Source organism: Kitasatospora sp. P5_F3 (assembly GCF_054049135.1).
Genome location: NZ_JBFUMY010000062.1, coordinates 16652 through 43339, shown reverse-complemented (window position 1 = coordinate 43339; position 26688 = coordinate 16652). Strand labels below are relative to the sequence as shown.

The window sequence follows — 26688 nt, the reverse complement described above, 5'->3', positions numbered from 1 at the left end:
GGCATGCAGACCTCCAAGACCATCATCGCCATCAACAAGGACCCCGAAGCCCCCATCTTCGAACTCGTCGACTACGGCGTCGTCGGAGACCTCTTCACCGTCCTCCCCCAACTCACCACCGAGGTCAACACCCGCAAGGGCTGACCACAAAACGGACAACAGCGGAGCCCCGTCGGAAAACTCCGGCGGGGCTCCGCCGTGTCCGGCTATGCTGCCGTCCGTGTACCTCTCCGATCCACACTGACGGACCGTCAGCCCGCCCGCACCGCGTCCCCTGCTGAGCAGGGGCGGACGGTAGGGCCGGCCACGCCCCGTCGTGCCCGCGCGCGCCCGACTGAGCTTCGGCGCGCCAGTTCATCGGAGATCACCCCATGTCACGCCCCTCCCGGGGCAGCGCCTCCTATCGCGCTGTCCTCATGCTTCCGCACGCCCCGAGGCTCTTCACCGCCGCGATGCTCGCCCGGCTCAGCTACGGCGTGATCGGGCTGCCGCTGCTGCTCGCGCTGTACGAGGGCACCGGCTCGTACGCCGTGGCGGGCACCGTCACCGGCCTGTTCGGACTGGTCTCCGCCCTGCTCGGGCCCGCCCGGGCCCGGCTGGTGGAGCGTCGGCCCGCCGCGCTGACCTGTCTGTCCGTCAGTTACACCCTCCTGCTCGCCGCGTTGGCCACCGCCTGTGCCGTGCACGCACCCGCCCCGCTGATCGCCGTGCTCGCGGTGCTGACCGGTGTCTTCCCGCCGCCCGTCGGTCCGCTGATGCGCACCCTGTGGGGCAGGCTGGCCGCCGACGAGGCGCAGCGGCAGTCCGCGCTGAGCCTGGACACGGCCGCCGAGTCCACCGTCTTCGCGCTCGGACCGCTGGTCGGGGGCTTCCTGGTCGCGGTCCTGGGCGCCCCCGCCGCCGTCGGAGCCTGCACGGTGTTGGTGCTGGTCGGTTTCGGTCTGCTGGCGGCGGCCCTGCGAGGGGCGTCGATGAGCGTGAGCCCTGGGGTGAAGCGCTCCGGAAGTCCCTTGCGGGTGAAGGGATTCGCGCCGCTGCTGCTGCCCGTGCTGGGGATGGCCGCCGCGCTGACCGTGTTCGAGATCGCGATCGTGGCCGCGCGGGGCACCCTGACGGCCGGGGTGCTGACCACGCTGTTCGCGGTCGGCGGCGTGCTGGGCGGTCTGTTGTACGGCGGGTACCGGTGGCGCGGCGAGCTGCGGCGGCGGCCGGTGCTGCTCGTCGCGGCGGCCGCCTGCTGCTACGCCGTACCCGCCCTCGACGTGCTGCCCGCGACGGCGCTGGCGCTGCTGCTCGCGGGTGCCTGCGCGGACGTGCTGCTGATCACCGCCTACCAACTCGTCGAGGAGCTCGTCCCCGAGGGTTCCCGGACCGAGGCGGGCGCGTGGGTGAACACCGCCTACAACCTGGGGGCCGCGCTCGGTGCGGCGGCCGGGGGCGTGTTGGTCGACCGGGCCGGTCCGACCACGGCGTTCGGCGGTACGGCGGGGGCGCTGGCGTGCTGTGCGGCGTTCGGTGCGGTGGCGACCCTCGGCGTGGTCCGGCGGCGGCCGTCCCCGGCAGGCGTCTGACCCTCCGCTAGAGTCCCGCCCATGGGACTGCTGACGGCACTTGAGGGCGGCTTCGGCGACGCCGCCGACGCGCTGCGGATCGACGGACGGCCGCTCTCCAGGGAGCAACTGCTGGGCGCGGCAACGGCGGTGGCCGACCGGGTGGCGGGGGCACCGGCGCTCGCGGTGCTGGCCGGGCCGACCGTCGAGACCGTGGTGGCCACCGTCGGTGGGCTGCTGGCGGGCGTACCGGTGGTGCCGCTGCCGCCGGACTCCGGGCCCAAGGAGCGCGCCCACATCCTGCGCGACTCGGGCGCCACCCTGCTGGCTCTGCCGGTCGGAACGCCGGCGCCGGACGGGATCGAGGCGCTCCCGGTGGAGCTGACGGCCCGTTCGAGCGGTACGTACGCCGAGCCGGAGGTGGAGCGCACGGCCTTCGTGCTCTACACCTCCGGTACCACGGGGGCGCCGAAGGGTGCGGTGATCCGGCGCAGCGCGGTCGCGGCCGACCTGGACGCGCTGGCTGCCGCCTGGCAGTGGACGGCCGAGGACACCCTGGTGCACGGGCTGCCGCTGTTCCATGTGCACGGTCTGGTGCTGGGCGTGCTGGGTGCACTGCGTACCGGCAGCCGGTTGGTGCACACCGGCCGCCCCACGCCCGAGGCGTACGCCAAGGCGGGCGGCAGTCTGTACTTCGGAGTGCCGACGGTCTGGTCCCGGGTCGCGGCTGACGAACCGTCGGCGCGGGCGCTGGCCACCGCCCGGCKGCTGGTCTCCGGCAGCGCCCCGCTGCCGACGCCGGTCTTCGACCGGATCGCCGCGCTCACCGGGCGGGCGCCGATCGAGCGGTACGGCATGACCGAGTCGCTGATCACCGTCTCCACCCGGGCCGACGGCGAGCGCCGCCCCGGCAGCGTCGGGCTGCCACTGGACGGTGTCCGCACCCGGCTGGTGGCCGAGGACGGCTCCCCGGTGCCGCCGGACGGCGAGACGGTCGGCGAACTCCAGGTGGCCGGGCCGACGTTGTTCACCGGCTACCTCAACCGGCCGGACGCCGACGCCGAGGCGTGGACCGCCGACGGCTGGTTCCGTACCGGGGACGTGGCGACCATCGGTCCGGACGGCTTCCACCGGATCGTCGGCCGGGCCTCGGTGGATCTGATCAAGAGCGGCGGTTACCGGATCGGTGCGGGCGAGGTGGAGGCCGCGCTGCGAGACCACCCGGCGGTGGCCGACGCGGCGGTGATCGGCGCGCCTGACCACGACCTGGGCCAGGCCGTGGTGGCGTACGTGATCGCCGACGGGGTGGTGACGGGGGATCAGCTGACCGCCTTCGTGGCCGAGCGGCTCTCGGTGCACAAGCGGCCCCGGCGGGTGGTGCTGGTGGACGAGCTGCCCAGGAACGCGATGGGCAAGGTGCTCAAGAAGCAGCTGCTGGACCTGGGCTGACCGGGCGGGCGACTGCGGGCGACCAGTTGACCTGAGCAGGTCAGGCGATGCGAGAGTGCGGCTGACACATGCCGTACGGCCGGGAACCGACACCCGCACGGGCGGACAGGCATGGTCCTGGCCGTGGCGGGGGACCACCTCGATGGCGCCGGAGTGGGCTGGGCCATCGGGGCGGCGGAAGGCAGGGGCACTGTGATCGTCTGGGTCAACGGCACGTTCGGAGCGGGCAAGACGAGTGCCTGCCGGGAGTTGGTCGAGCTGCTGCCGGGCAGCGTGCTGTACGACCCCGAGCTGGTCGGCTACGGGCTGCGGCACATCCTGCCGGCCGACCGGATGGCCACCGTCTCCGACTTCCAGGACCTGGCCGCCTGGCGGCGGCTGGTGCCCGAGGTGGCGGCCGCCGTGCTGGCCGAGGTGCCGGGGCCGCTGGTGGTGCCGATGACGCTGCTCCGGGAGGACTACCGGGACGAGATCTTCGGCGGGCTGGCGGCCCGGGGGCTGGCGGTGCACCACTTCGTGCTGGACCCTGCGGAAACGATCCTGCAAGAGCGGATCGAGAACCGGGACGAGTGCCCCGGCGACCCCGAGGCCAGTGCCCGGGTCCGCACCTGGTGCCGGGAGCACCTGACCCCGTACCGGCGGGCTCGACGCTGGCTCAGCAGAGACGCCCAGCTGGTCGACACGGCGGGACTGACCCCGCGTCAGACCGCCGAACACCTCGCCGCCCTGGTCAAGGACGGTGTCGCGGTCTGCCCCATCGTGCAGAGCGCCGACACCACCGGGGACACCGTGGCGGCGGCCGTGCTGCTCTTCGACGACCAGGACCGGGTGCTGCTGGTGGACCCCGTCTACAAACCCGACTGGGAGTTCCCTGGCGGCGTGGTCGAACGCGGCGAGGCACCCACCGACGCCGCCCTGCGGGAGACCACCGAGGAGCTCGGCCTCCGGCTGGAGCCGGCCGCGCTGCGCCTGCTCGCGGTGGACTGGGAGCCGCGCACCGGCCCGCGCCGGGGCGGGCTGCGGCTGATGTACGACGGCGGACGGCTCGACGCGCGGGCCCGGAGCGCGCTCCGGCTTCCGGCCGAGGAACTGCGCGGCTGGCGTTTCGTCACCCTGGACGAGGCCGCCACCCTGCTCCCGCCGAACCGGCTGCGGCGCCTGGCCGCCGCCCTGGACGCCCGGGTCAGCGGCGAGCTGCGCTACCTGGAAGCCGGGCTCCCGGCCGCGGTCGGTGCCCCAACCCTTGGGTAGCGTCGCGGTCATGACGGAGAACGCGGGGGCGCACTGGCGCCAGGACCGGATCGGATCGGCGCTGCGCGGCGAGAACCCCACCGTGCTGCGGCGGCTCACCGCCGGATTCGCGGTGATCGGCGACGTGCAGTTCCTGCCGGGCTATGCGGTGCTGCTCACCGATCGGCCCGAGGTGCAGCGGCTCTCGGAGCTGACCCGTCCTCAGCGCACCGCCTTCCTGGCCGACATGGACCGCCTCGGCGAGGCCGTCGAACGCGCCTGCCGCCGGCTCGACCCGGCCTTCCGCCGGGTCAACCTGGAGATCCTCGGCAACACCGACGGCTTCCTGCACGCCCACATCTGGCCGCGCTACGGGTGGGAACCGGCCGAACTGGTCGGCGGCCCGGTCTGGCTCTACCCCCGGACGCACTGGACGGCGCCCGCGCCGGAGCACACGCTCGGCGCGCGCCACGACGGGCTCCGGCGCGCAATCGGCGATGAGCTGGACCTGCTCTGACAGGATGGCCGGGTGCCCTTCACGCTCAGTCACCCGGCCGCCGTGCTCCCGCTGTTGGAGGGCACCAGGGGGCGCGGCCCGCTGGTCGCCGCCGGGCTGGTGGCCGGGTCGATGGCGCCGGACGTCCCGTTCTTCGCCGACTCGCTGCTGCGCGGCTGCTACGACTTCGGCTCCGTCACCCACCGCTGGTGGGCCGTCCCGACCGTGGACGTGCTGATCGCGGGCGGGCTGACCTGGTGGTGGTACGGGCTGGTCCGCCCGTCGGCGGCCCGGCCGGTCGCGCGCGGGGAGTACGGCTGGTTCGCCGTCTCGGCCGCGATCGGCGCAGCCACCCACGTCTGCTGGGACTCCTTCACCCACGAGGGCCGAGCCGGGGTGCGGGCCTTCCCGGTCCTGAACACCGAGTCGGCCGGGATCCCGCTCTACACCGTGCTCCAGTACGGCAGTTCGGCCGTCGGCCTGGCCCTGATCGCCCGCCACCGGCAGCCGACCCCGACCCCGGTGGGGCACGCACATCGACACCGCTCCTTCACCCACCCCCTAATTACCGGTCGGTCCTAATGGCGGCGTAGTTGCGCAGGAAGAGGGCCTCGGTCAGGGCCATCCGCTCCAGCTCCGTCGGGTCGACGCTCTCGTTCACGGCGTGGATCTGGGTGGTGGGGTCCTCGACGCCGATCAGGATGATCTCGGCGGTGGGGTAGAGGGTGTGCAGGGTGTTGCAGAGCGGGATCGAGCCGCCCTCGCCGGAGGCGACCATGGGGGTGCCGAAGGCGTCCTGCATGGCGGCGCCCATCGCCTCGTAGGCCGGCCCGGTGGTGTCGGCGCTGAACGGGCTGCCGCCGCCGAGGCGTTCGACCTCGGCGTGGGCGCCGAGCGGGACGGCGGCCAGCAGATGGGCCTCCAGCGCCTCCTGGGCGGCCTTGAGCTCCATGCCCGGCGGGATGCGCAGGCTGACCCGGGCCCGGGCGGTGGAGTGGACCGAGGAGGTGGCGCCGACCACGGGCGGGGCGTCGATGCCGAGGACGGTCACGGCGGGGCGGGCCCAGAGCCGGTCGGCGACCGTACCGGTGCCGGTGAGGGCGGTCCCGTCGAGCACCTTGGCGTCGGCCCTGAACTGCTCCTCGGGGTACGCGACCCCGGGCCAGGTCTGGTCGGCCCGCAGGCCGTCCACGGCGACGTCGCCGTGTTCGTCGTGGAGCGAGGCGAGCACCTTGATCAGCGACTGCAGGGCGTCGGGGGCGGCGCCGCCGAACGCTCCGGAGTGCAGGTTGCCCGCCAGGGTGGAGACGGTGATCGCGGCCTCGGTGATGCCCCGCAGGGTGGCGGTGACGGTCGGCAGGCCGGGGGCGAAGTTGCCGGTGTCGCCGATCACCACGACGTCGGCGGTGAGCAGTTCGGGGTGGGCGTGGGCGTACTGCTCCAGGCCGCCGGTGCCCTGCTCCTCCGAACCCTCCACGATCACCTTGAGCCCGACCGGGTAGCCGCCGTCCACCTGGCGCAGTGCCCGAAGGGCCGTCAGGTGCATCAGGATGTTGCCCTTGCAGTCGGCGGCACCGCGCCCGTACCAGCGGCCGTCCCGCTCGGTCAGCTCGAAGGCGGGGGAGTGCCAGCCGGCCTCGTCCAGCGGCGGCTGCACGTCGTAGTGCGAGTACAGCAGCACGGTCGGCGCGCCGTCCGGGCCCGGCAGTTCGGCGTAGACCGACTGGGTGCCGTCCGGCGTGTCCAGCAGCCGAACGCCCGTCAGACCCTCGGCGGCGAAGGCGTCGGCGACCCAGCGGGCCGCCTTCTCGCACTCCTCGACCGGGAACTGCCGGGGGTCGGCGACGGACTGGAAGGACACCAGTTCGGCGAGCTCGGCCCTGGCCTGCGGCATCAGGGATCGGACGGCCTCGGCCAGGGGCTGCTGGGTCATCGGTGAACTCCGGTGGTGTGCGGATGAAGTGGCACTGCTGGGGATGGATCGATCATAGGCCCGCCACTTTGCCCGGGGCTGGCTTCGCACCTGCTCATCGGCACTAGGATTGCTGTCCGTGACTGACTCCGGTAGCTCCCACGGCCAGGACCGCATCGACCCGCCCGCCGCGCCCGGGCCGGACGCTGACGAAGTGTCGGACCAGCCAGACCCGTTGGCGGGCGTCTGGGACGTCGTGGTGGTCGGCGCCGGTCCGGCCGGATCCTCCGCCGCGTACGGCGCAGCCCTGCAGGGGCGTCGGGTACTGCTGCTCGACAAGGCCGAGCACCCCCGCTACAAGACCTGCGGCGGCGGCATCATCGGCCCGTCCCGGGACAGCCTGCCGGAGGACTTCAAGCTCCCGCTACAGGACCGGGTGTACGCCGTCACCTTCGCGCTCGGCGGCCGTTTCACCCGCACCCGGCGCTCCAAGCGGATGCTGTTCGGGCTGGTGAACCGGGACGAGTTCGACCTGCGCCTGGTGCAGTCGGCCGAGCAGGCCGGGGCGGTGCTGGTGACCGGTGTCACGGTGGCCGGGGTCGAGCAGCCGGCCGGCGCCGGACGCACCGTCACCGTCACCACCTCGGACGGCCGCCGGATCGAGGCCCGCGCGGTGGTCGGTGCGGACGGCAGCGCCGGCCGGATCGGTCGGCACGTCGGGGTGACCTTCGACCAGATCGACCTCGGCCTGGAGGCGGAGATCCCGGTGCCCGAGTCGGTGCTCCGCTACTGGCAGGGCCGGATCCACCTGGACTGGGGTCCGCTGCCCGGCTCGTACGGCTGGGTGTTCCCGAAGACCGAGTCCGGTTCGCTGACCGTCGGGGTGATCTCCGCGCGCGGCGACGGTGAGGCGACCAAGGGCTACCTCGCCGACTACATCCGGCAGTTGGGCCTGTCCGGCTTCACCCCGAGCATCGAGTCGGGCCACCTGACCCGGTGCCGGGCCGAGGACTCGCCGCTCTCCCGGGGCCGGGTGCTGGTCGCGGGCGACGCGGCCGGGCTGCTGGAGCCGTGGACCAGGGAGGGCATCTCGTACGCGCTGCGCTCCGGCCGGCTGGCGGGCGAGTGGGCGGTCAAGATCGCCGAGGCGGACGGTTCGGCGGACGTCCGGCGGCAGGCACTGAACTACGCCTTCGCGATCAAGGCGGGCCTCGGCGTGGAGATGCGCGCGGGCAAGGTCATGCTGGGCGCCTTCGAGCGCCGCCCGCACCTGTTCCACGCCGCCGTCTGCCTGGTCGGCCCGGCCTGGCGCGCGTTCGCCCGCACCACCCAGGGGCACACCACCTTCGCCCAGATCATGCGTGACTACCCTCCCGKMCGGGAGGAGGCCACCTTCGTCAGCGGTCGGGTTCAGTACCCGATCGCCTCGTACAGGCCGGTCTCGCGGTCGCGGAACAGCCTGCCCGCCTTGCGCAGCTGTTCGAGGTCGCGGCGGACCGTGCGCGGGTCCGGCTGCTCGTAGTACGTCTCGCGTGCGCGGGTCCAGTCCCAGTTGCCGCCACCCTTGCGCATGGCCTGGAACAGCTGCTCCCTGCGTTCGTTCGCGGACTTCGGTGCTTCGATGTGCTCGTCGGTCATGACGTCATTCTCTCGTGCCGGACGGGGTGCCCGCGCCCGCGGGGTCAGGCCAGCCGCAGATCGACGTACGGCACCGTGTCACCGGGCAGCAGATACCGCTCGATCTCGACGAACCCCTGCCCCTCGGCGAACCGCAACCCGTCCGGGTTGGACGCCAGGACGACAGTCTCGATCACCGTCGCGCCGAGCGACCGCGCGTACGCCAGGGAGTGCGCGTAGAGCTGCGCGCCGATCCCCTGCCGCCGGTACGCCGGGAGCACCCGGGCGATCACGGTGGCGGTCCCGTCCACCGGCGGCCGCACGGTCGAGCAGCCGACCAGCGTCTCGCCGAGGTGGGCCACCTCCAGCCGGTTGCGCCCGGCCCGCTCGCGGATCTCGTCCAGTGACAGCGGGTCGGTCGGGATGATCAGGTTGTGGACGAGCTGCCAGTCCCGGAGGCCGAGGTCACCACTCACCGGCTCGATGCGAAGATCGGTCATCGCAGTAGGAGACCGCGCCCGCCCCGAGGCGTCAACTGCCTTTCGAGAACGCGCAGAACCCGCACGCCGCACCGTGGTCAAGTCCGGTACGGCGTGCGGGTTCGGCCGGGGCCGGACCGATGGTCGCAGGGGGAGGGTCCGGCTACGGGCGGGTCGGGGCAGCGGGTCGGCCTCCCGGCCGGTCGGTGCGGCGGCGGGTCTCGGTGAGGGCGGCGCGGTCGTACGTGCGGTCCTCGTCCGGCTCCGCCACGGTGACGCTGTACAGGTCGAGCTCGCGGAACGGGTTGGGCTGGACCGTCCGCAGCCGCGTCGACCAGGCCGACAGCGTGCTCTGGTACCAGATCGGAACGGTCGGCATGTCCTCCAGGATCGCCCGCTCCGCCTGCTGGTAGAGGTCCCAGGCCTGCTCGCTGGTCGGTGCGGTGTCGGCGGCGGAGAGCAGGGCGTCGACGGCGGGGTTGCTGTACCTGCCGACGTTGTCGGAGGCGCCGGTCCGGAACATCGGGCTGAGGAAGTTCTCGATCGACGGGTAGTCGGCGATCCAGCCGGAGCGGAACACCGCGGTGATCTCCTGGGCGTTCAGCTTGCGCCGGAACTCCCCGAGGGTCGGGATCGACACGAAGCGGCAGGGCACGCCGAGCGTCTCGGTGACCGAGGCGCAGACCTCCTCCATCCAGGGCTGGTTCGGCGAGTCGATGTTGGACGTCAGCTCGATGTCGCCCTGGAACCCGGACGCTTCGAACAACTCCCTGGCCCGCACCGGGGAGTAGCTGCACAGCTCGCCGCCCTGGTTCTCGGCCCGGCCCGAGACGGCCGGCGGGACCAGGCCGTCGGAGGGCGCCTGGTGGCCCTGGAAGATCTTGTCGATCAGCTTGACCCGGTCGATCGCCATCGAGATCGCCTGCCGCACCCGCCGGTCGGCGTAGCGCGGGTCGTAGAGCGGGAAGGTGATGGTCTGGATGCCGAGATAGGTCCGGTCGTACGTGCGGTTCGGCAGGTCCCTCTGGTACCGGTTGCCTTCCAGCGCCCAGAACGGGGTGACGTCCAGGTAGTCGAGCCGGTCCGCCATCACGTCGTGGTAGGCGTCGCCCAGGTCTGCGTAGATCCGGAAGTCGACGCCGCCGATCTGCGGCTTGTCGTCCCCGGCGTAGTGGTCGTAGCGCTCGAGCAGGATGTTCTTCTCGGGCTCCCGGGAGACGAACCTGAACGCGCCGTTGCCGATCGGGTGGGCCTCGAACGCCGCCCGGTCCTCGAAGAAGGCCTTCGGCAGCGGAAAGAACGCGCTGCAGCCGAGGGTGACGAGGAATTCGGAGAACGGCGCCGACAGGGTCACCACGAACGTGTGGTCGTCGACCACCTTCAGACCGGACAGCTCCGTGACCGTCGAGTCGGCGGCGTTCACCTCGCCGAAGCCTTCGATGTGCGCCAGGAAGCTGGCCGCCTGCATCTTGTTCGGGCCGTGTGCGGTGTAGTTCCAGGCGTCGACGAAGCTGCTCGCGGTGACCGGCGTGCCGTCGTGGAAGGTCCAGCCGCGCTTCAGCTCGACGGTGAAGACCGTGGAGTCGGTGGTCCTGATGGATTCCGCGACCGCGTTCCGCGGGTGGGCGTCGATGGGGTCGTAGGAGATCAGCCCCCGGAACAGGGCCGCGATCACCTTGACCCCACCGGACTCCGTCGTATGACCGGGTATCAGCGCGTTCTCCGGCTCGGTGCCGTGGTAGCTGATGATCGTGGCCTTGCGGGCTTCGGTGGCCGCACCGTTCGCGGTCGCACCCGAAACACTCGTTCCGGGCAGAACCGCGGTCCGGGTCATAAAGGTTGATCGCATGATTCCTCCGGGAGATCTCGTCTGGTGGGTGAAGCCGGATTCGCGTACAGACCGCCGGGCATCCGCGCTGACTAGATTCCAACAGTCAGCCGAATTGGTCGCCAGCTTCGGGAATCGAAACAATCAACCGGGCCGGAGCTCAGCTGCGGAGCTGGTCGCCGAGGGGGCTGCGGGCGTAGAGGACCAGGCGGCCGCTGCGGGTGCGGGTGACCAGGCGGGTGGCGTGCAGGACGGCGAGGTGCTGGCTGACGGCGCCGGGGGTGACGCCGAGGCGGGCGGCGAGTTCGGTGGTGGAGGTGGGTTCGTCGAGGAGGGCGAGCAGGCGGGCCTTGGGGGCGCCGAGGAGGAGTTCGAGGGCTTCGCGGGCGGGCGGGGGCTGCGGCGACGGGGTCATGGTGGCCTGGCCGCGGGTGGGGTAGACGATCGACGGCGGGTACTCGTCGCTGATCGAGGTGACGGCACCGCGGACGAAGCAGCTGGGGGAGAAGACCAGGCCGCGCCGGGCCACCAGCACCTCGGCGTCGCCGGACGCCCAGTCCCGATGGATGGTCAGCACGCCGTCGGCCCACTGCAGTCGGCCGTCCAGGTCGGCGAAGAGCGCGGCCGCGCCGCGTTCGGCGAGCATCCGGGAGCGGTGCACGATGTCGGCCTGCAGGGCGGAGCGGGCCCGGGGCCACCAGGCGGGGGCGAGGCAGCGGTCCCAGTACGCGGCGAGGCCGTCGGCGATCTCGGCGAGCAGCCCGGCCGGGTCGGCTGCCAGCCCGGCCGCGAGCGGGGCGGGCAGCCGGCGGTCGTGCGGTAGGTGGGTGCGTTCCAGCTCGGTCGCGAGACGCTCCGGCGGCAGCGCCCTGACCAGGGCGAGTTCACTGCGGAAGTCCGGGAACGGGGTGGCCGGACGGGGCGTCAGGAAGTCCGGGACGTACCGGTTGGAGGCGACCAGCGAGCGGAGCAGTGCGGCCTGCGGGAGGCGCTCGAACTCCGGCCTGATCAGCTCGAACCAGGCGGTCTGGGCCGGGTGGTAGATGCCGGGGTGGGTCCACACCCGCAGGCTGAGCACGGCCTCCTGGAGCGGGGAGCAGGCGAAGGCGGCCGAGGCCAGGTCGTCCAGTTCGAGCTGGAACCGGTGCATTCGTCCTCCCCGGGGCCTGAGCACTCGTCAGGCATAGCCTAAATGAGTACCGGTGCCGGGCCGTCGGCGGTGGGATCTCCCCATGACCCCCACCACCGAGGCCACCGCGACCGCCCCTGCCCGGAACCGGCTGCTGCACCCCGACCCGACGGTGCGCCGGCTGGCCCGGATCACCCTGCTGAACTGCCTGGGCAACGGGCTGACCATGACCCTCGGCGTGCTGTTCTTCACCCGGGTGCTCGGCTTCGGCGCCGTCCAGGTCGGCACCGCGCTGACCGCCGCGGGCCTGTGCGGAGTGCTGGCGGGGGTGCCCGCCGGGCGGGCCGCCGACCGTTGGGGCAGCAAGCGGGTACTGGTGGTGCTGGTGACCGGCGAGGCGCTCGGCGTCGCCGCGTACACGCTGGTGCACTCCTTCGCGCTGTTCGTCCCGCTGGCCTGCCTGGTGGCCGCCCTCGACCGGGGCTCGGCCGCCGTCCGCAACGCGCTGTACGCCGAGGTGCTGCCCGCCGACAAGCGGGTGGCCGGCCGGGCCTACCTGCGGGTGGTCACCAACGTCGGGATCGGCGCGGGGACGGCCGTCGCTGCGCTCGCGCTGCACGTGGACACCCGGAACGCGTACGTGACGGCGCTGCTGGCCGACGCGGTCAGCTTCGCGGTGGTCGCGCTGATGTACGGCGCGCTCACGGTGCCGCCGCGCACCGTCGCCCCGAAGCTGCCGGGCGAGCGGACCGGGAACCCCGCGCTGCGCAACCGGCCGTTCCTGGCGGTGACCGTGCTGAACGGGCTGCTCTGCCTGCAGTTCCCGATGCTGGAGGTGGGCATCCCGCTCTGGGTGGTGGAGCACACCGAGGCGCCCCGGGTGCTGGTCGCGGTCTCACTGATCGTCAACACCGTGCTGGTGGTGCTGCTCCAGGTCCGTGCCACCCGGGGCACCGAGGAGCCGACCGCCGCCGCCCGGATCTTCCGCCGGGGCGGGCTGCTGATCGCCGCCTCCTGCCTGCTGATCGGCCTGGCCCACGGCCTGCCGGGCTGGCTGGCCGCCGTGCTGCTGATCGCCGGGGTGGCCTGCCAGACGTTCAGCGAGATCTTCTGCCAGGCGGCCGGCTGGGCGCTCAGCTACGACCTGGCGGGTGACGGCAATCACGGCTCGTACCAGGGGGTCTTCAACTCCGGCTCGGCCGCCGCGCTGATGCTCGGCCCGGTGCTGGTCACCACGGTGGTGATCACCAACGGCCTGTTCGGCTGGATCCTGCTCGGCGCCCTGATGCTGGCCGCCGCCGTCGCGATGCCGCCGACCGTCCGCTGGGCCCAGCGCACCAGGCCGCCGGCGCCCGTCACCCCGTGACGACCGGCAGCTCCCGGCAGTACGGCCGGTCCGCCGCGCGGAGCTCGCTCAGCGGACCGGCCGCCCGGAGCACCACGTCGAGCACCCCGTCCGGATCACAGGCGTAACCCCCGCTGGCCCAGGCCGGGTTGGCCTCCACCACGGCCCACCCACCGTCCGCCAGCAGGCCGACGTCGACCACCACCGCACTGGGCAGCCCGGCCGTACCCGCCGCCAGCAGTTCGGCGGCGAACGCGGCCACCTCCCGGTGCAACGGATCCTCGGCCAACGGCGCCACGTCCAGCTCACCGTCGACCGCGTACCGGCTACCGGTCCGCACCGCGCCGTCCAGCACGAACAGCCGGTACTCCCGACGGAACGTCACCACCTCGCTGACCAGCACCGGCTGGTCGTCCGGCAGGGCGTCGGGCCCCGGCAGGCCGGAGCCGTCCTGGTAGACCTGGGCCGCGAACAGCTTGTCGGACGGCGGCTTGCAGAACGCCCGTCGGCGCAGCGCCCTGGCCTCGACGAGGGGCAGCAGCTCGACCGAACGGCGGGTCAGTTCCCGGGGCAACTCCGCCAGCCAGCCCGGCAGTTCCTCCAGCGCGGCCACCCCCAGCTCCCGCCCGACCGCGTCGGCGTACAGCGGGCCGCCGTACAGGTGCACCAGCGGCGGTACGTCCTGCGGTGCCCGCCAGCCGGTCGCGGTGCGGGCGGGCAGGCCGCGGGCGTGGGCGGCGGTGAGCAGTTGCAGGCCGGTCTCGTTGATCCGGGGCGCGAGCAGCAGCAGTCGGTCGGTGAACATGGGCCCGATGCTGCCGCAGTCGCCCCGGCCGGACCAGCGGGTTTCTCCCGGTGGACCTGGTGGGGCCTCTGGCCCGGAGGCGGGTGGGCATGTCAGAGTCCTGTCCGGGCGGGCCCACCGGTCCGTTCCGCGCCACCCTCAGCCGGAAAGCAGGAGTTTCGCGATGACCCGCGAGGTACCTTTCGTCCGCGTCAGCACCGCCGATGCCGTGACCACCCTGGAGCTGGACTCCCCGCACAACCGCAACGCCCTGTCGAGCAGGCTGATGGCCGAGCTGACGCAGGGACTGGCCGAGGCGGCGGCGGATCCCGCCGTGCGGGCGGTGGTGCTCGGGCACACCGGGAAGGTGTTCTGCGCCGGGGCCGACCTGACCGAGGCGACCGGGGCGGACCCGACGGTCGGTCCGCGCGGACTGGTGGACCTGCAGCGGGCGATCGTGGACTGCCCGAAGCCGGTGGTCGCGCTGGTGAACGGGCACGTCCGGGCGGGCGGGCTCGGCCTGCTCGGCGCCGCCGACCTGGTGGTGGCCGGACCGCTGGCCACCTTCGCGTTCACCGAGGTCAGGCTCGGCCTGGCGCCCGCCGTGATCTCGCTCCCGCTGCGCCCCAAGCTGGACCCGCGCGCCGCCTCCCGCTACTACCTGACCGGTGAGACCTTCGATGCCGCCGAGGCGGCCCGGATCGGTCTGATCACCGAGGCGGCCGACGACCCGTCAGCGGCCGCGAAGGTGCTGCTGGACGCGTTCCGGCTGTGCTCCCCGCAGGGGCTGGCCGAGAGCAAGCGACTGGCCAACGCCGAGGTGGTGGCCTCGTTCGAGCGGGATGCGGACGAGCGGGTGACCCAGTCGGCCAGGCTGTTCGGCTCGGCCGAGGCGCAGCAGGGCATGCGGGCGTTCCTGGAGCGCCGCCCGGCCCCCTGGGCGGAGTAGTACCGTACGGAGCATGATCGACAAGGGGCTGGACGACCAGGGCTTCATCGCGCGCGAGGGCTCGCTCGACCGCGTGCAGCCGGAGTTCGGCCCCTTGGTCGAGGCAGCCCGGCGCGGCATCGCCGACGCCTTCGGTCCGGACCGGCTGCACAGTGGCTACCTGTACGGCAGCATCCCGCGCGGCACCGCCCGCCCGGGCCGGTCCGACCTGGACCTGCTGCTCGCCCTGCACCGGCCGCCGACCGAGGCGGACCGCGCCGACGCGGCGGCCCTGGGAGCCGCGCTGGACGCCGGGCACGGTGTGGTCGACGGCGTCGGCATCCTGCTCTTCGACACCGCCACCCTGCTCAGCGAGCTCGAACGGTACGACCTCGGCTGGTTCCTGGCCTGCCTGTGCACTCCGCTGCTCGGCCCGGACCTGGCCGCCGAGCTGCCGAGGTACCGGCCGACCTCGCTGCTGGCCAGGGAGACCAACGGTGACCTGGCGCTCGCGCTGCCGCGCTGGCGCGACAGCCGTACCGACCCGCGCACCCTGAACCGGGCCGTGGCCCGACGGCTCGTCAGGACCGCGTTCACCCTGGTGATGCCCCGATGGGAAGGGTGGACCAGCGATCTCACCCACTCCGCCGAGATCGCCGGCGGCTACTACCCGGAGCGGGCCGAGCAGTTGCGCACCGCCGCCGAGGTGGCGCTCGCGCCGACCGGGGACCGGGAGGTGCTGCGGATGTTCACCGAGGAGCTCGGCCCGTGGCTGGTGGCCGAGTACGCCGCCGTGCACGGGGTGAAGGCGGCCAGGCCCGACCCGGTGTGAGCTTGCTCCCTCCCGGTGTTACCGACCGGTCAGGACCGATAGCGTGGGAGTCATGCCGAACTCCAGTTCCCTGCTCGCCGCAGTCCGCGCCCGAGGCCGCCGGGCCGCCGGGCGGCTGGTGCACCGGGGGTGGGCCTGGGTCCAGGGGGTCGGCGCGGTCTCCAACCAGAGCCCCGGTCCGTACCGGTTCCGCGAGCTGGGGGACGGCACCAAGCTGGCCTTCCCGCTCGGGACGGTGTTCAACGAGCAGTGGATCACCATCGGCCCGTTCTCGATCATCGGCGAACGCGTCACCATCTCGGCCGGGTTCGTGCCCGGGCTCGACCTGGGGGACGAGCCGATCGTGCGGATCGGCGGCGGCTGCGTGATCGGCCGGGGCAGCCATCTGGTCGGCCACCAGTCGATCACCCTCGGGGACGATGTCTGGACGGGGCCTTTCGTCTACATCACCGACACCGCGCACTCGTACCACGACACCGAGCTGCCGATCGGCAAGCAGTGGCCGCGCAACGAGCCGGTGGAGATCGGCTCCGGCAGCTGGATCGGCACCGGTGCGGTGATCCTGCCCGGCGCGAAGCTGGGGCGGAACGTGGTGGTGGCGGCCGGTTCGGTGGTACGCGGCGAGGTGCCCGACTTCGCCGTGGTCGCGGGCGCCCCGGCGAAGGTGGTGCGCAGCTGGTCCGAGGCCGAGGGCTGGCAGCCGCCGTTCCGGCACGAGCCGCCGACCGCCCTGCCGGGGGACCTGACCGCAGATCAGCTCCGCGAACTGATCGGCTGGGACCTGCGGCTGCCCGGCGAGGGCTCCTGACGGTACGCCCGGTCAGCGGGGTCGGCGGGCCTCGACCAGGAAGCGGGCCGAGTGCGCCACGAACGGCCCCTCGGCCCGGATCTGCTCGTGCAGCTCGCGCAGCCGGTCGCGGTACTGCTCGACGGTGAAGCCGGGGACCATCCAGATGACCTTGCGCAGGAAGTAGACCACCGCGCCGATGTCGAGGAACTCCGTCCGCAGCCGTTCGGACCGGAGGTCGACGATCTCCAGCCCCGCCGCCTCCGCCTGCGCGCGCTCGTCATCGGGGTGCCGGCCCCGGTACGCCTCGGCGGGCAGCGGCCCGAGGAAGTACTCGACCAGCTCGAACACGCTGGCCGGGCCGACGTGTTGGGCCAGGTACGTGCCGCCGGGCCGGAGCACCCGGTGGATCTCCGACCAGTACGGCCGCACTGGGTGACGGCTGGTCACCAGGTCGAAGGCACCGTCCGCGAACGGCAGCGGCGGCTCGTCCGGGGCGGCCACCACCACTGCGCCGAGCGGGTGCAGCAGCGCGGTCGCCTTCGCCACGTTCGGCGGCCAGGACTCGGTGGCGGCCATCACCGGCGGGAACTTCCCGGCCCCGGCCAGGACTTCGCCGCCACCGGTCTGGATGTCCAGCGCGGCGGAGACCCCGGCCAGCCGGGCACCGACGGTGCGCTGGTAGCCCCAGGAGGGGCGCTGCTCGGTGGCCCGGCCGTCCAGCCAGGAGAAGTCCCAGCCGTCCACGGAGACGGATTCGGCCTCGGCGACGAGGTCCTCGAAGGTACGTGACATAACGTCATCATCACGGCATTGCGGGCGGCGGGCAACCAGTTTGCCCCGAGGGTCGGGTGGGCGCCCGGCTGGACGCCCGCCCGACCCGGTTCACTAGAGCCGGCGCCAGAGCGCGGGGACGTTCGGCGGCTCCCAGCCGGTCATCGAGGTGTGGGCCTGGAGGCACTGGTACGACGCGCCGCCGTAGGTGACCCGGTCGCCGGCCCGGTAGGCGGTGCCGGGGGCCCAACTGCCGCCGGTGGGCGTGGGGGTGGGGGTAGGAGTGGCGGTGGGTGTGGCGGTCGGGCTTCCGGTCGGGGAGGGGCTGGGGCTCGGGGTCTGCGGGACGTTCAGCACGAAGTCGAAGGTGCCCTCCTTGCCGGAGCCGATCTGCCGGACGGTCATCAGCAGCCGGGCGTCGAAGATGGAGTCGGTGCTGTTGCGGGGCTCGTCGGGAAAGTACAGCTGGGTGGTGAGCACCGGCCGGTTCGGGGCCTGGACCTTGACGTGGATGTGCCGGGTGCGGCCCGGGTAGAGGCCGGGCACGATCGTGCTCAGGCTGAACGCGCCCTGGGCGTCGGTGAACTGGTGGCCCCGGAAGGTGAACCCGGTGTTGTCGTAGGCGCCGTTGTTGTCGGCCTGCCAGAAGTCCAGCAGCACATTGGCGATCGGCAGGCAGGCGGAGCCGAAGACGTACCCGCTGACGGTGAGCCGGGTGCCCGGGGTGCTCGCCGTCACCAGCGAGGTGCGCAGCGGGGAGTTGGGCTTGAAGTACGGCCCCTCGGTCTGCGGGACGGTCGGGTCGTCACCGTCGTCGCAGTCGGGGGTGAGCTCGGGGGCCACGCCGGTGCCGCGCTGGTCGCGGGCGAGCGCCGTGCCCACCCCGAGCAGCAGCGGGGCGGCGCCGGCCATGGCGACCGCCTTCAGCAGCGTCTTGCGGCTCAACAGCCGCTCGGGCACCTGGGGTTCCTGCACCTGAGGTGCGTCCTGGTCGGACATGGGGGTCTCCTGGGGACGGGGAGGCATGGCCACCGTGGGGGTGTGGCCATGAGGGGCTCATGACAGCCGACGGTGCCGGGAACGGCGCGGCGGCCAGCTGTGAACCTACGGTCCTTCCAGGGGTGCGGCGATGGACTCCAGCCGGGGATCGTGGTGATTTCCTCCGGCGTTGCCCCGGAACTCCCCGGGCGTCATCCCGGTCTCCCGCCGGAAGAACCGGCAGAAGTACGCCGGGTCGCCGAAGCCGCACTCCTTCGCAATCTGGCGAACCGTCAGATCTGTTCGGGTCAGCAGGAGTTTGGCCGTCATGGTCTGCTGCTGGCGAATCAGCCGGCCCGGTGTCCGGCCGGTGGCCTGCTTGACCAGCGCGTGCAGATGGCCGGTCGAGACCCCCAGCTGTCGGGCACAGTCCGCCACCGACCGTCCCGGCTCGGCGATCAACTGGCGGAAAGCCGCGACCAGTTCGTCCGTACGGCCGGGTGTCACCGGCTCCGCGCCCGGCGCCGAGGCGCGCAGGGCCCGGACGATCAGGATGTGCAGGTACGAGCGGAGCACCCCGGGGTAGCCGTCCGCCAGGGTCCGGTACTCCCGCTCCAACTCGTGTATCAGGGCGGGGAGTTCGTGGTCGGATCCGGTCAGCCGTAGCCACGGGCGGGCGGCCAGCGTGCGGAGCGCCGCGATGTCCTCCGGGTGCGAGAGCAGGAAGTCCTCGTTGAAGATCAGCACCTGGCCGGTGAGGCCGTCCACCTCGTCCCAGTAGTGCACCTGCCCCGGCGCGATCACGCACAGGTGCGGCGGGTCGAGCGGCCAGTGCGCCAGGTCGACCACGTGGGTGCCGCGCCCGCCCGTGACGTGCACGATCTCGTAGAACGAGTGCCGGTGCGGGAACCCGGCCCGGGACAGCTCCCCGATGGTGTCGAACGACCCGATGGCGAACGGCAGCACATGCGGCTCGGGCACCATCAGCCCGTGGACGGGGAAGTCGATGCTCATCGCAGCAGTCTGCGGCCGCCACCCTCGACAGGTCCAGACCACATGCGTCAGGGCTCAGGCGGTCCGGCGGATCGTCACCACCGCCGTACGGCCGTCGACCCGGAGCTGCTGCTCGCCGGGGCCGTCGATCAGAGCGGCGTCGTAGCGGCCCAAGTGGACGTCCGCAGCGCCGAGTTCGGCCGTGCCGGAGAGGCAGACCAGCAGGACCGTCGCGTCCGGCGGGACGGTGACGGTGCGCTGCCCGTCCGCCACCTCGACCTCGGCGGCGGCCTGGCCCCGACGGGTCATCACGTTGAAGTCCACCACCGGGCCGCCGAGCAGCTCGCAGCCGGTCTCGGCGTCACCGGGGAAGGCGAACGGGCGGAACGGTTCGGCGAGCCGGTGCTCGGAGCCCGCCACGGTGAGGGCCATGCCCGTGCCCTCCACCACGGTGATCACCCGGTCGACGTCCTCGAAGCGGGAGAACGGGCCGCCCTGCGCGACGTCCGCCAGGCTGACCCGCCAGTGGAAGTCGGCCAGCCCGGCCCCGGCCGGGTGCCCCGCCACCTCGCGGGTGATGCCGCCGCCGTTCAGCCACGGGGTGGCCGGGCGCTGGTCGGCGCGGAGTACCTGAACCGTCGTCATCTGCACTGCCTCGCTGCTCACGCCGGGCCGGTCGGCCCGGGACCGGGTCTCCCAGGGTAAGCGCTGCTGCCCCGGCGAGGATCTGGCGCTGCCCGGACGAGGCGGAATTCCCGCGCACCGGCGCGGACCGATCCGGCAGCATGACGGTCAGTTGCCCAGGACTGGAGGACACCGTGTTCGAGACCGACCGGCTGAGCGTACGGCTGTGGGACGAGGCCGACCAGGAGCGTGCGTTCGACATCTACTCCCGCTGGGAGGTGGCGAAGTGGCTGGGCAGTGCGCCCCGCGCGCTCGAGACACCGGACGAGGCGGCGGCGCTGGTGGAGCGCTGCCGGGCGCGCTCGGCCGATCCCCGCTACGGGGTGTGGGCGGTGCAGCGGCGGGACATCGGGACGGTGGTGGGGTCCGTCCTGCTGCTGCCCCTGCCGGACGGGGACGGTGAGGTGGAGGTCGGCTGGCACCTGCACCCGGACAGTTGGGGCCACGGCTTCGCCACCGAGGCGGCCCGGGGTGCGCTGGCCAAGGGTTTCGCGGACGGCCTGGCGGAGATCCACGCGGTGGTCCGGCCCGGCAACGAGCCGTCGATGGCGGTGTGCCGGCGGCTGGGGATGATGGCCACGGGCCTCACCGACCGCTGGTACGGCCTCGAGATGGCGTCGTTCCGGATCGGGCGGGACGGCTGAGGAAGGGCCGGAGGCTGCAAGGGTCAGTGGGCGGCGGGCTTCGGCCGGACGAGCAGCGAGAGGGCGGCGGCCAGCGTGGCCGTGGCGGCGACGGTGGTGAGGGCGATCGGCAGGGTGGTGGCGTCCGCGAGGAAGCCGATCACCGGCGGTCCGACCAGCATGCCCGCGTAGCCGAGGGTGGAGGCGGTGGCGACGCCCTGCGGTCCGCCCGCCGCGCCGGCCGCGGCGATGGCGAGCGGGAAGATGTTGGCCAGGCCGAGGCCGACCAGGACGAAGCCGACCAGCACCAGCGGCACGGCGGGGGAGAGCGCGGCGACGAGCATGCCGGTGGCGGCGGTCAGTCCGCCGACCACCATCACCCGGGTCTGCCCGGCCCGGACGGAGAGCCAGGTGCCGCCGAGCCGCCCGGCGGTCATCGCGAAGGCGAACGCGCCGTAGCCGGTGGCGGCCAGACCGGCGCTCGCGTGCACGTCGTCGGTCAGGTGCAGGGTGGCCCAGTCGGCGAGCGCGCCCTCGCCGTAGGCGTCGCAGAGTGCCACCAGACCGAGCAGGACCACCAACAGGCGGGCGTTCCGGGCGGGTTGGCGTACGGGGGGCTTGGCGGTGGCGACGGGGGCGGGCTTGGTTACGGTGGCGGTCCTGAGCAGGGCGGTGCCGGCCACCGTGGTGACCAGCAGGCCGAGCCCGCCGCTGAGCGCGAGGGCCCAGGCGGTGCTGAGGGTGCCTGCGAGCAGTCCGCCGACGGCTGCGCCGAGCAGGCCGCCGAGGCTGTACCCGGCGTGGAAGCTGGGCATGACGGGGCGTCGGAGTTCGACCACCAGGTCGACGGCGGCGCTGTTCATGCTGACGTTGGCGGCGCCGTAGGCCGCACCGAAGAGCAGCAGGGCGGCGCCCAGGGTGAGCACCGAACCGGTGTGCGCGGGAAGCAGGACGGCGAGGCTGAGGGCGGCCAGCGAGGCGACGGTGACTGGGCGGCTGCCGTACCTGACGCAGAGTCGGCCGATCAGGGGCATGGTGGCCACGGCACCGGCCGAGAGGCAGAGCAGGGCCAGGCCGAGTGCGCTGTGCGAGGCGTCGACCTGGGCGCGGATGTCGGGGATCCGGACCACCCATGCGGCGAACAGGAAGCCGTCGACGGCGAAGAAGGCGGTCAGGGCGATCCGGGCGGTGGTCCAGACTGGGGCAGGCGCTGGGCCGACCGGGTGGTTGTGGGCTGCTGAACGGACGCGGGTTTTGTTTAGTAGCGGCACAAAAGCAGAATAGGGGAGTGCCGCACACACCTTCAAGTCCGCCGCCGTCCGGTGATGCCCGCCGCCGCGGGGAATCTGCCGAACCGTCAGCTCGCGCTCAGGGTCGGACCGCCGAGGAGCGCCCAGGGGCGCGGACGGGCGGCTCCGCGCTCTCGGCCGCTCTCCCGCGCCTGACCGCAGCCGAGGGCACCGGCGCCCACGCCCGGCGTGCCGCGCCCGACCGGGGGCGCACCCTGCTCGGCCCCGCGCTCGCGCTGGTGCACACCGGGCAGGCCCCGACCCGCTCCGCGCTGACCAACGCGCTCGAGGTGACCAGAGCCACCGCCGGGGCGGTCAGCGCCGAACTGGAGGCCCTCGGCCTGATCACCGTCGACTCCAGCCCGGCCGGTGGCGGGCGCGGGCGCCCCTCGCACCGACTGGCCGTCGACCCCGCCGGTCCGGTGGTGATCGCGGCCCAGATCCACGCGGACGGACTGAGCCTCGCGCTGGTCGGCCTCGGCGGTCAGCTCGAACCGCCCGTCCACCTGCCGCTGCCCCCGGCCACCGGTCCGGTCCGGATGCTGCGCGCCGTCGCCGAGGCCGGGGCCGAACTGGCCCGGGCGAGCAGCCGACGTTGCCTCGGCACCGCTCTCGCCCTGCCCAACCCCGTCACCGAACCGGACGGCACCGCGTTGGTGGCCCTGCACTTCGCCTGGCCGAGCGGTACGCCGGTGGCCGACCTGTTCGCCGAGCAGGTGCGCAAGGCCGACCAGGGCCCCCGGGCGCAGTACCCGTTCCCGAGCGCGGTCGCCAACGACGCCAACCTGGCCGCGCTGGCGGAACACCGGCACGGCGCCGGGCGGGGTGCCCAGCAGTTGCTGCTGGTGACCTCCGGCCACCGGGGCGTCGGCGGCGCGCTGGTGATCGACGGCCGGCTGCACACCGGCAGCGCCGGACTCGCCCTGGAGGTCGGCCACCTGACGGTCGATCCGCAGGGGCGGCCGTGCCTGTGCGGCAACCGGGGCTGCCTCAACTCGGAGACCGACCCCGACGCCCTGTTCGCCGCCGCAGGCCGTACCCCCGACCCGGACCGGCCGCTGCTCGCCCAGGCCCGCGAGCTGGCCCGCGCCGCCGCCGACGACCCGGCCGCCCGGGCCGCCGTCGACCACGTGGTGGACCGCCTCGGCCTCGGCCTGGCCGGGCTGGTCAACATCCTCAATCCCGACCGGATCGTGCTCAGCGGACTGCACCTCGACCTGCTGGCCGCCGCTCCCGACCGGCTGGCCTCGGTGGTCGCCGAGCGCTGTCTCTGGGGCCGCAGCGGCCGGGTGCCGATAGTGTCCGCCGAGGTCACCCACGCGGGCCTGGTCGGCGCGGCCGAACTCGCCTGGGCGCCGTACCTGAACGACCCTCAGTCGGTGCTGCCGCTGCCGGGCTGACGGGCGTCCGCCGGGTACCAGCGCAGCTCGATCACGTTGCCGTCCGGGTCCTGGACGTAGACCGACCGGGCGCTGCCGCGCGCGCCGTATCGGTCGACCGGGCCCTCCAGCACGGTGAGGGCGCCGGAGTCGAGCACCTCCTGCCAGTCCAGCGGCTCGACCACCAGACAGAAGTGGTCGACGTTGGACTCGCCGCGCTCATGGGCGACCAGGTCGATGATGGTGGTCGGGCTGACCCGGACCGATGGGAACGGCGCCTTTCCGGCCCGCCACTCCTCGACCCGGACCGGTGCCAGGCCGAGCGGCCCGCAGTAGAACTCCAGGGCCCGCTCGACGTCCTGGACGTTCAGCACCAGGTGATCGAAGTCCTTGACGCGCATGAGGTGTTCTCTCCCCGCTGTTGACGATCTTCGGTCAACGGGAGCCTAATGCGACGTCAGGAGTTCGGGAACGGTGAAGTCCCTGCACGGAACGTGCGGCCGGAATCCCCGTCCTTCAGGGCAGGGAGGAAGCCAAGTTGGGGTAGCCCTGGCCCACCAGGATCGAGGCGGACGCCTCGGCGGCGATCAGTTGGCCGGCGGAGGAGTGGGGCGGGCAGAACGAATCGGTGAACTGGCGCGGGACACCGGGGTGAGCGAGCGGTCGCTCCGCTACTACGAGACCCAGGGCCTGCTCCGGTCCGAACGCACCCCCGGCGGCCAACGCACCTACGGTGACTGGGCGGTGGACCGGGTGATCCGGTTCCAGGCGCTCTACGCGGCCGGGCTGAACAGCCGGAAGATCGCCCAACTGCTGCCCTGCATGCGGGACACGGACGGCGGCCCGAGCGAGCGCGCCACCCCGCAACTGGTCGACGAACTCGGCGTCGAACGCGACCGGATCAACCGTCTGATCACCGACCTGATCGGCTCCCGCGACGTGCTGGACGAAGTCATCGAGAGCGCCTCGGAGCTGCTCGATGTGGGTCTCGGCGTGGGGTGAGTCAGGCCTGCCGACGCGCGGTGAGGCGAGGGCGACGGGCGGCCCGGGGCGGGCGGTGTTCGTGGCGGGGGAGGGTGGCCAGGCGGTCGGCCTCGTGGCCGGACACGCGCTGCGGGGCGCCGGAGCCGTCGTCCGTCTCGGCGTAGAGACCGGCGAGGGTGCTGGCAAGGAAGGCGAAGTCGCTCATGGTGTGTCCTTCCGGGACGTTGTGGTGTGCTCAGCCTGACCGACCGTCATGACGCGGGATTTGCCGCCGGGTCTCATCCGGATGCCGAGCAGGGCTGGCGGGTTAAACCCCGGTGACCGAGGTGGGTTGAGTGTTACCGGGAATGGGCGGCCGGGCGGCGGTGTTGCCGACGGGCATGACCGACAACGCCCCTGAGGTGCTCCGATACGCCGCGTTCACCGCCGACCCGGCGGGTGGCAACCCCGCCGGCGTGGTACTCGACGCCACCGGGCTCGACGACGCCGCCCAGCTCGCGATCGCGGCCGAGCTCGGCTACTCCGAGACCGCCTTCCTCACCCCGGGTGCGTCCGAACGCAGCTTCGCGGTGCGCTACTTCAGCCCGCTGGCGGAGGTCCCGTTCTGCGGTCACGCCACCGTGGCCACCGCCGTCGCGCTGGCCGAGCGGATCGGGGCCGGCGAGCTGCTGTTCGAGACCGGAGCCGGGCCCGTCCCGGTCGCGGTCACGGCCGGTCCCGACGCGCTGGAGGCGACGCTGACCAGCGTCGAGCCGCATGTCCTGGAGGTTTCGGCGGCTGACGTCGCCGAGGCGCTCGCGCTGCTCGGCTGGTCCGCCACCGAGCTGGACGCCGCCCTGCCGCCCCGGATCGCGTACGCCGGTGCCCGGCACCTCGTTCTCGTCGCCGCCACCCGCGAGCGGCTGGCCGACCTCGCGTACGACTTCGACGGCCTGGCCCGCTTCATGACGGACCGTGACCTGACGACCCTTCAACTGGTCTGGCGCGAGTCGGACACGGTCTTCCACGTCCGCGACCCCTTCCCGGTCGGCGGCGTGGTCGAGGACCCGGCCACCGGCGCAGCAGCCGCCGCCCTCGGTGCCTACCTCCGCGACCTCGGCGCCACCACCCCGGACGCCGTCCTGGCCCTCCACCAGGGCCACGACCTCGGCCGCCCGGGTCGCCTCCGCGTCGAGCTCCGCTCCGGCGACCCGCGCATCCGCGTCAGCGGCAACGCCGTCCGGATCCCCGCCGCCGGGTAGCGACAGCTGGGGGGCGCGTTTGGATACCAGTGCCCAACTGAGGATCGCCCGCTTGGAAAGCGTGTTGAGGGCAACCCTCACGAGTCCGAATCGCGTATCGTCCGCCTGCTTGAAGGTCCGGACCGCTCATGGTCCGGGCGTTCGTTCCTCGATGCCCGCGATGCCGGGGCGGAGCAGTCGGCCTCGCGGCCATGCCGGATTCGGACGGTACAGGAGAGTAGCCTGGGCGTCACCGAAGGCACTTCGCATGCCGGACCCCTGATACTGGCGTCGTCTCCGGTGAACGGCTATCCCGGGCTCGGCCCTGGTCGGCGGGTTCGGAGACAGGTCTCTGATCATGGCTCAGATCCTCGATCGTGCGACGATGCCGACCACCCCCGAACCCACCCTGCGGCTGTCCCTTGCGCCCGACGGCGTACGGGCCGGCCGGTTGGACGGGGCCTGGTGGCCCCGGTCGCGTGATCTTCTTCTCGAACTCCCCTCCCTGGCCGCCGAACTCGACCGGCGGTGGGGCAGGGTCACCCGGATCACCGTGAACCCCGCACAGTGGCCGGTCATCCCTTCGCGGATCCCGGTTGCGGGCCACACCGTCCACGCGGGCTGGTTCACCACCGAGCAGGATGAGCACATGATCATGGTGTGCTCGTACGCCCCGCACCGGCTGAGCCTGCTGGTCGTCCCGCCGCAGACGGATGCCGTCGACGCCGCCGGGCTGATGTCCGCGGCGGCAGACCCCGCGAACACCAGGACCGCGAGCGCCCTGCTCGCTGCGAAGGCGGTCGGTGGTGCGGCTGAACCGGAGTGTTCCGACTCCGACTTCCTGCCGTCGGCCGTCCTGCCCTCCGACAGCCCTGGCGGGGCCGGTAGGCGCGCGGATCTCGCTCGGAGCCGAGCCGACTCCTGGCCGACGCCCGCGTAGCCGGCGGACGGGAGCCGCCCTGTTCGGTCGGGGCCGGGTGTGTCACTCGCGTGACCACTCCGTCTCGGCCTGGGGCTCGCCGACAGTGTCGGCCCCTTCCCAGAGGCGGATCCTGACCGCCCGGGGGCCGGGAGCGGGGATGGAGAGCGTGCGCACGAACACCTCCCGCAGGTGGTTGGCCGCTTGCTGGGGCGGCCCGTCGTAATCCACGGGATTCTGCATGGGGGCACCGTCCTGTCGGGACCAGTGGCCGTCGTCGTCCTGGGTCTCCAGAACCCATCGGTACTGCTGCATCCTGGCCTCCTGTGCCGACGATCCCACCCCGGAACACGACCGTATGGGCCGGACCGACCGACGGCGACCGTTGAGTGAGTGCGGGGTGATGGCAGATAAGCGGAAGCTGGGGGCATCAATAAAGTTACTTATCGTAATTACTTGTTACACTCGGTACTGCCCAC

Annotated in this window: 29 protein-coding genes and 1 pseudogene; 16 read left to right on the top strand and 14 right to left on the bottom strand. The window is 72.9% G+C overall.

What is annotated here, in order from left to right:
- The 6 genes and pseudogenes from ACXJMZ_RS28785 to ACXJMZ_RS28760 form a co-directional block, all read left to right on the top strand.
- A pseudogene (locus tag ACXJMZ_RS28785) lies at positions 1–144 on the top strand (electron transfer flavoprotein subunit alpha/FixB family protein); the annotation flags it as partial.
- Between the two features lie 227 nt (positions 145–371).
- Positions 372–1571 carry an MFS transporter gene (locus ACXJMZ_RS28780; RefSeq protein WP_457032964.1) on the top strand — a complete coding sequence of 400 codons (1200 nt, stop codon included), beginning with the start codon at positions 372–374 and terminating at the stop codon, positions 1569–1571.
- 21 nt (positions 1572–1592) lie between these two features.
- Entirely contained in the window at positions 1593–2999 is a 1407-nt protein-coding gene (locus ACXJMZ_RS28775) for an acyl-CoA synthetase (RefSeq protein WP_457032963.1), read from the top strand.
- 192 nt (positions 3000–3191) lie between these two features.
- Complete coding sequence (locus ACXJMZ_RS28770; RefSeq protein WP_457032962.1) at positions 3192–4250, top strand: NUDIX hydrolase; 1059 nt, start codon at positions 3192–3194, stop codon at positions 4248–4250.
- A gap of 10 nt (positions 4251–4260) precedes the next feature.
- Entirely contained in the window at positions 4261–4746 is a 486-nt protein-coding gene (locus tag ACXJMZ_RS28765; protein WP_457032961.1) for an HIT family protein, read from the top strand.
- Between the two features lie 12 nt (positions 4747–4758).
- Positions 4759–5307, top strand: a complete 549-nt coding sequence (locus ACXJMZ_RS28760) for a DUF4184 family protein (protein ID WP_457032960.1) — start codon at positions 4759–4761, stop codon at positions 5305–5307.
- Here the strand turns inward: ACXJMZ_RS28760 and ACXJMZ_RS28755 are convergent.
- On the bottom strand, positions 5291–6658 hold the full coding sequence (locus tag ACXJMZ_RS28755; protein ID WP_457032959.1) for a M20/M25/M40 family metallo-hydrolase: 1368 nt from the start codon (positions 6656–6658) through the stop codon (positions 5291–5293). The two genes, ACXJMZ_RS28760 and ACXJMZ_RS28755, sit on opposite strands and share 17 nt — an antisense overlap.
- A 154-nt stretch (positions 6659–6812) precedes the next feature.
- Here ACXJMZ_RS28755 and ACXJMZ_RS28750 point away from each other — a divergent pair, with 154 nt between their 5' ends.
- Positions 6813–8159 carry a geranylgeranyl reductase family protein gene (locus ACXJMZ_RS28750; protein ID WP_457032966.1) on the top strand — a complete coding sequence of 449 codons (1347 nt, stop codon included), beginning with the start codon at positions 6813–6815 and terminating at the stop codon, positions 8157–8159.
- On the opposite strand, the gene ACXJMZ_RS28745 is transcribed toward ACXJMZ_RS28750, so the two are convergent.
- From ACXJMZ_RS28745 to ACXJMZ_RS28730, 4 genes are all read right to left on the bottom strand, one after another.
- Positions 8048–8275: a hypothetical protein gene (locus ACXJMZ_RS28745; protein WP_057233150.1), complete on the bottom strand. Its 228-nt coding sequence runs from the start codon at positions 8273–8275 to the stop codon at positions 8048–8050. The two genes, ACXJMZ_RS28750 and ACXJMZ_RS28745, sit on opposite strands and share 112 nt — an antisense overlap.
- Positions 8276–8319: 44 nt before the next feature.
- Entirely contained in the window at positions 8320–8754 is a 435-nt protein-coding gene (locus tag ACXJMZ_RS28740) for an N-acetyltransferase family protein (protein WP_457032958.1), read from the bottom strand.
- 142 nt (positions 8755–8896) lie between these two features.
- Positions 8897–10582, bottom strand: a complete 1686-nt coding sequence (locus tag ACXJMZ_RS28735; protein ID WP_457032957.1) for a peptide ABC transporter substrate-binding protein — start codon at positions 10580–10582, stop codon at positions 8897–8899.
- Positions 10583–10721: 139 nt separating this feature from the next.
- Positions 10722–11711: an ArsR/SmtB family transcription factor gene (locus ACXJMZ_RS28730; protein ID WP_457032956.1), complete on the bottom strand. Its 990-nt coding sequence runs from the start codon at positions 11709–11711 to the stop codon at positions 10722–10724.
- Positions 11712–11793: 82 nt separating this feature from the next.
- Between ACXJMZ_RS28730 and ACXJMZ_RS28725 the strand changes: the two genes are divergently transcribed.
- Positions 11794–13056, top strand: a complete 1263-nt coding sequence (locus ACXJMZ_RS28725; protein WP_457032955.1) for an MFS transporter — start codon at positions 11794–11796, stop codon at positions 13054–13056.
- Here ACXJMZ_RS28725 and ACXJMZ_RS28720 read toward each other — a convergent pair.
- The gene (locus ACXJMZ_RS28720; protein ID WP_457032954.1) at positions 13046–13840 is read right to left on the bottom strand and encodes an ATP-grasp domain-containing protein; all 795 of its coding nucleotides are present in this window, start codon (positions 13838–13840) and stop codon (positions 13046–13048) included. The two genes, ACXJMZ_RS28725 and ACXJMZ_RS28720, sit on opposite strands and share 11 nt — an antisense overlap.
- 163 nt (positions 13841–14003) lie before the next feature.
- Here ACXJMZ_RS28720 and ACXJMZ_RS28715 point away from each other — a divergent pair, with 163 nt between their 5' ends.
- The 3 genes from ACXJMZ_RS28715 to ACXJMZ_RS28705 are packed head-to-tail and all read left to right on the top strand — an operon-like array spanning position 14004 to position 16387.
- Entirely contained in the window at positions 14004–14768 is a 765-nt protein-coding gene (locus ACXJMZ_RS28715; protein ID WP_457032953.1) for an enoyl-CoA hydratase family protein, read from the top strand.
- Between the two features lie 13 nt (positions 14769–14781).
- The gene (locus ACXJMZ_RS28710) at positions 14782–15579 is read left to right on the top strand and encodes a nucleotidyltransferase (protein WP_457032952.1); all 798 of its coding nucleotides are present in this window, start codon (positions 14782–14784) and stop codon (positions 15577–15579) included.
- Between the two features lie 52 nt (positions 15580–15631).
- Positions 15632–16387, top strand: a complete 756-nt coding sequence (locus ACXJMZ_RS28705) for an acyltransferase (protein WP_457032951.1) — start codon at positions 15632–15634, stop codon at positions 16385–16387.
- Between the two features lie 12 nt (positions 16388–16399).
- Here the strand turns inward: ACXJMZ_RS28705 and ACXJMZ_RS28700 are convergent, their stop codons facing one another.
- The 4 genes from ACXJMZ_RS28700 to ACXJMZ_RS28685 form a co-directional block, all read right to left on the bottom strand.
- Complete coding sequence (locus ACXJMZ_RS28700; protein WP_457032950.1) at positions 16400–17161, bottom strand: class I SAM-dependent methyltransferase; 762 nt, start codon at positions 17159–17161, stop codon at positions 16400–16402.
- 93 nt (positions 17162–17254) lie between these two features.
- On the bottom strand, positions 17255–18139 hold the full coding sequence (locus tag ACXJMZ_RS28695) for a dioxygenase family protein (protein WP_457032949.1): 885 nt from the start codon (positions 18137–18139) through the stop codon (positions 17255–17257).
- Positions 18140–18244: 105 nt separating this feature from the next.
- Positions 18245–19132: an AraC family transcriptional regulator gene (locus ACXJMZ_RS28690; protein WP_457032948.1), complete on the bottom strand. Its 888-nt coding sequence runs from the start codon at positions 19130–19132 to the stop codon at positions 18245–18247.
- Positions 19133–19186: 54 nt separating this feature from the next.
- Positions 19187–19756 carry a HutD/Ves family protein gene (locus ACXJMZ_RS28685; RefSeq protein ID WP_457032947.1) on the bottom strand — a complete coding sequence of 190 codons (570 nt, stop codon included), beginning with the start codon at positions 19754–19756 and terminating at the stop codon, positions 19187–19189.
- A 173-nt stretch (positions 19757–19929) separates the two neighbouring features.
- On the opposite strand from ACXJMZ_RS28685, the gene ACXJMZ_RS28680 reads away from it, so the two are divergent.
- The gene (locus tag ACXJMZ_RS28680; RefSeq protein WP_457032946.1) at positions 19930–20439 is read left to right on the top strand and encodes a GNAT family N-acetyltransferase; all 510 of its coding nucleotides are present in this window, start codon (positions 19930–19932) and stop codon (positions 20437–20439) included.
- Positions 20440–20462: 23 nt separating this feature from the next.
- Here ACXJMZ_RS28680 and ACXJMZ_RS28675 read toward each other — a convergent pair whose 3' ends face one another.
- The gene (locus ACXJMZ_RS28675) at positions 20463–21689 is read right to left on the bottom strand and encodes an MFS transporter (RefSeq protein WP_457032945.1); all 1227 of its coding nucleotides are present in this window, start codon (positions 21687–21689) and stop codon (positions 20463–20465) included.
- Between the two features lie 170 nt (positions 21690–21859).
- On the opposite strand from ACXJMZ_RS28675, the gene ACXJMZ_RS28670 reads away from it, so the two are divergent.
- Entirely contained in the window at positions 21860–23107 is a 1248-nt protein-coding gene (locus tag ACXJMZ_RS28670) for an ROK family protein (protein WP_457032965.1), read from the top strand.
- On the opposite strand, the gene ACXJMZ_RS28665 is transcribed toward ACXJMZ_RS28670, so the two are convergent.
- Positions 23080–23487 (bottom strand): VOC family protein, encoded by a 408-nt coding sequence (locus ACXJMZ_RS28665; protein WP_457032944.1) that lies wholly within the window; start codon positions 23485–23487, stop codon positions 23080–23082. The genes ACXJMZ_RS28670 and ACXJMZ_RS28665 overlap by 28 nt on opposite strands.
- 205 nt (positions 23488–23692) lie before the next feature.
- Between ACXJMZ_RS28665 and ACXJMZ_RS28660 the strand changes: the two genes are divergently transcribed.
- Positions 23693–24088 (top strand): MerR family transcriptional regulator, encoded by a 396-nt coding sequence (locus ACXJMZ_RS28660; protein ID WP_457032943.1) that lies wholly within the window; start codon positions 23693–23695, stop codon positions 24086–24088.
- Between the two features lies 1 nt (position 24089).
- Here ACXJMZ_RS28660 and ACXJMZ_RS28655 read toward each other — a convergent pair whose 3' ends face one another.
- The gene (locus ACXJMZ_RS28655) at positions 24090–24275 is read right to left on the bottom strand and encodes a hypothetical protein (RefSeq protein WP_457032942.1); all 186 of its coding nucleotides are present in this window, start codon (positions 24273–24275) and stop codon (positions 24090–24092) included.
- A 175-nt stretch (positions 24276–24450) separates the two neighbouring features.
- On the opposite strand from ACXJMZ_RS28655, the gene ACXJMZ_RS28650 reads away from it, so the two are divergent.
- A complete protein-coding gene (locus ACXJMZ_RS28650) occupies positions 24451–25311 on the top strand; it encodes a PhzF family phenazine biosynthesis protein (RefSeq protein ID WP_457032941.1) in 861 nt (286 codons plus the stop codon).
- Between the two features lie 337 nt (positions 25312–25648).
- Entirely contained in the window at positions 25649–26230 is a 582-nt protein-coding gene (locus ACXJMZ_RS28645; protein WP_457032940.1) for a DUF5994 family protein, read from the top strand.
- A gap of 42 nt (positions 26231–26272) precedes the next feature.
- Here ACXJMZ_RS28645 and ACXJMZ_RS28640 read toward each other — a convergent pair whose 3' ends face one another.
- A complete protein-coding gene (locus tag ACXJMZ_RS28640) occupies positions 26273–26524 on the bottom strand; it encodes a hypothetical protein (protein WP_457032939.1) in 252 nt (83 codons plus the stop codon).
- Between the last annotated feature and the right edge of the window lie 164 nt (positions 26525–26688).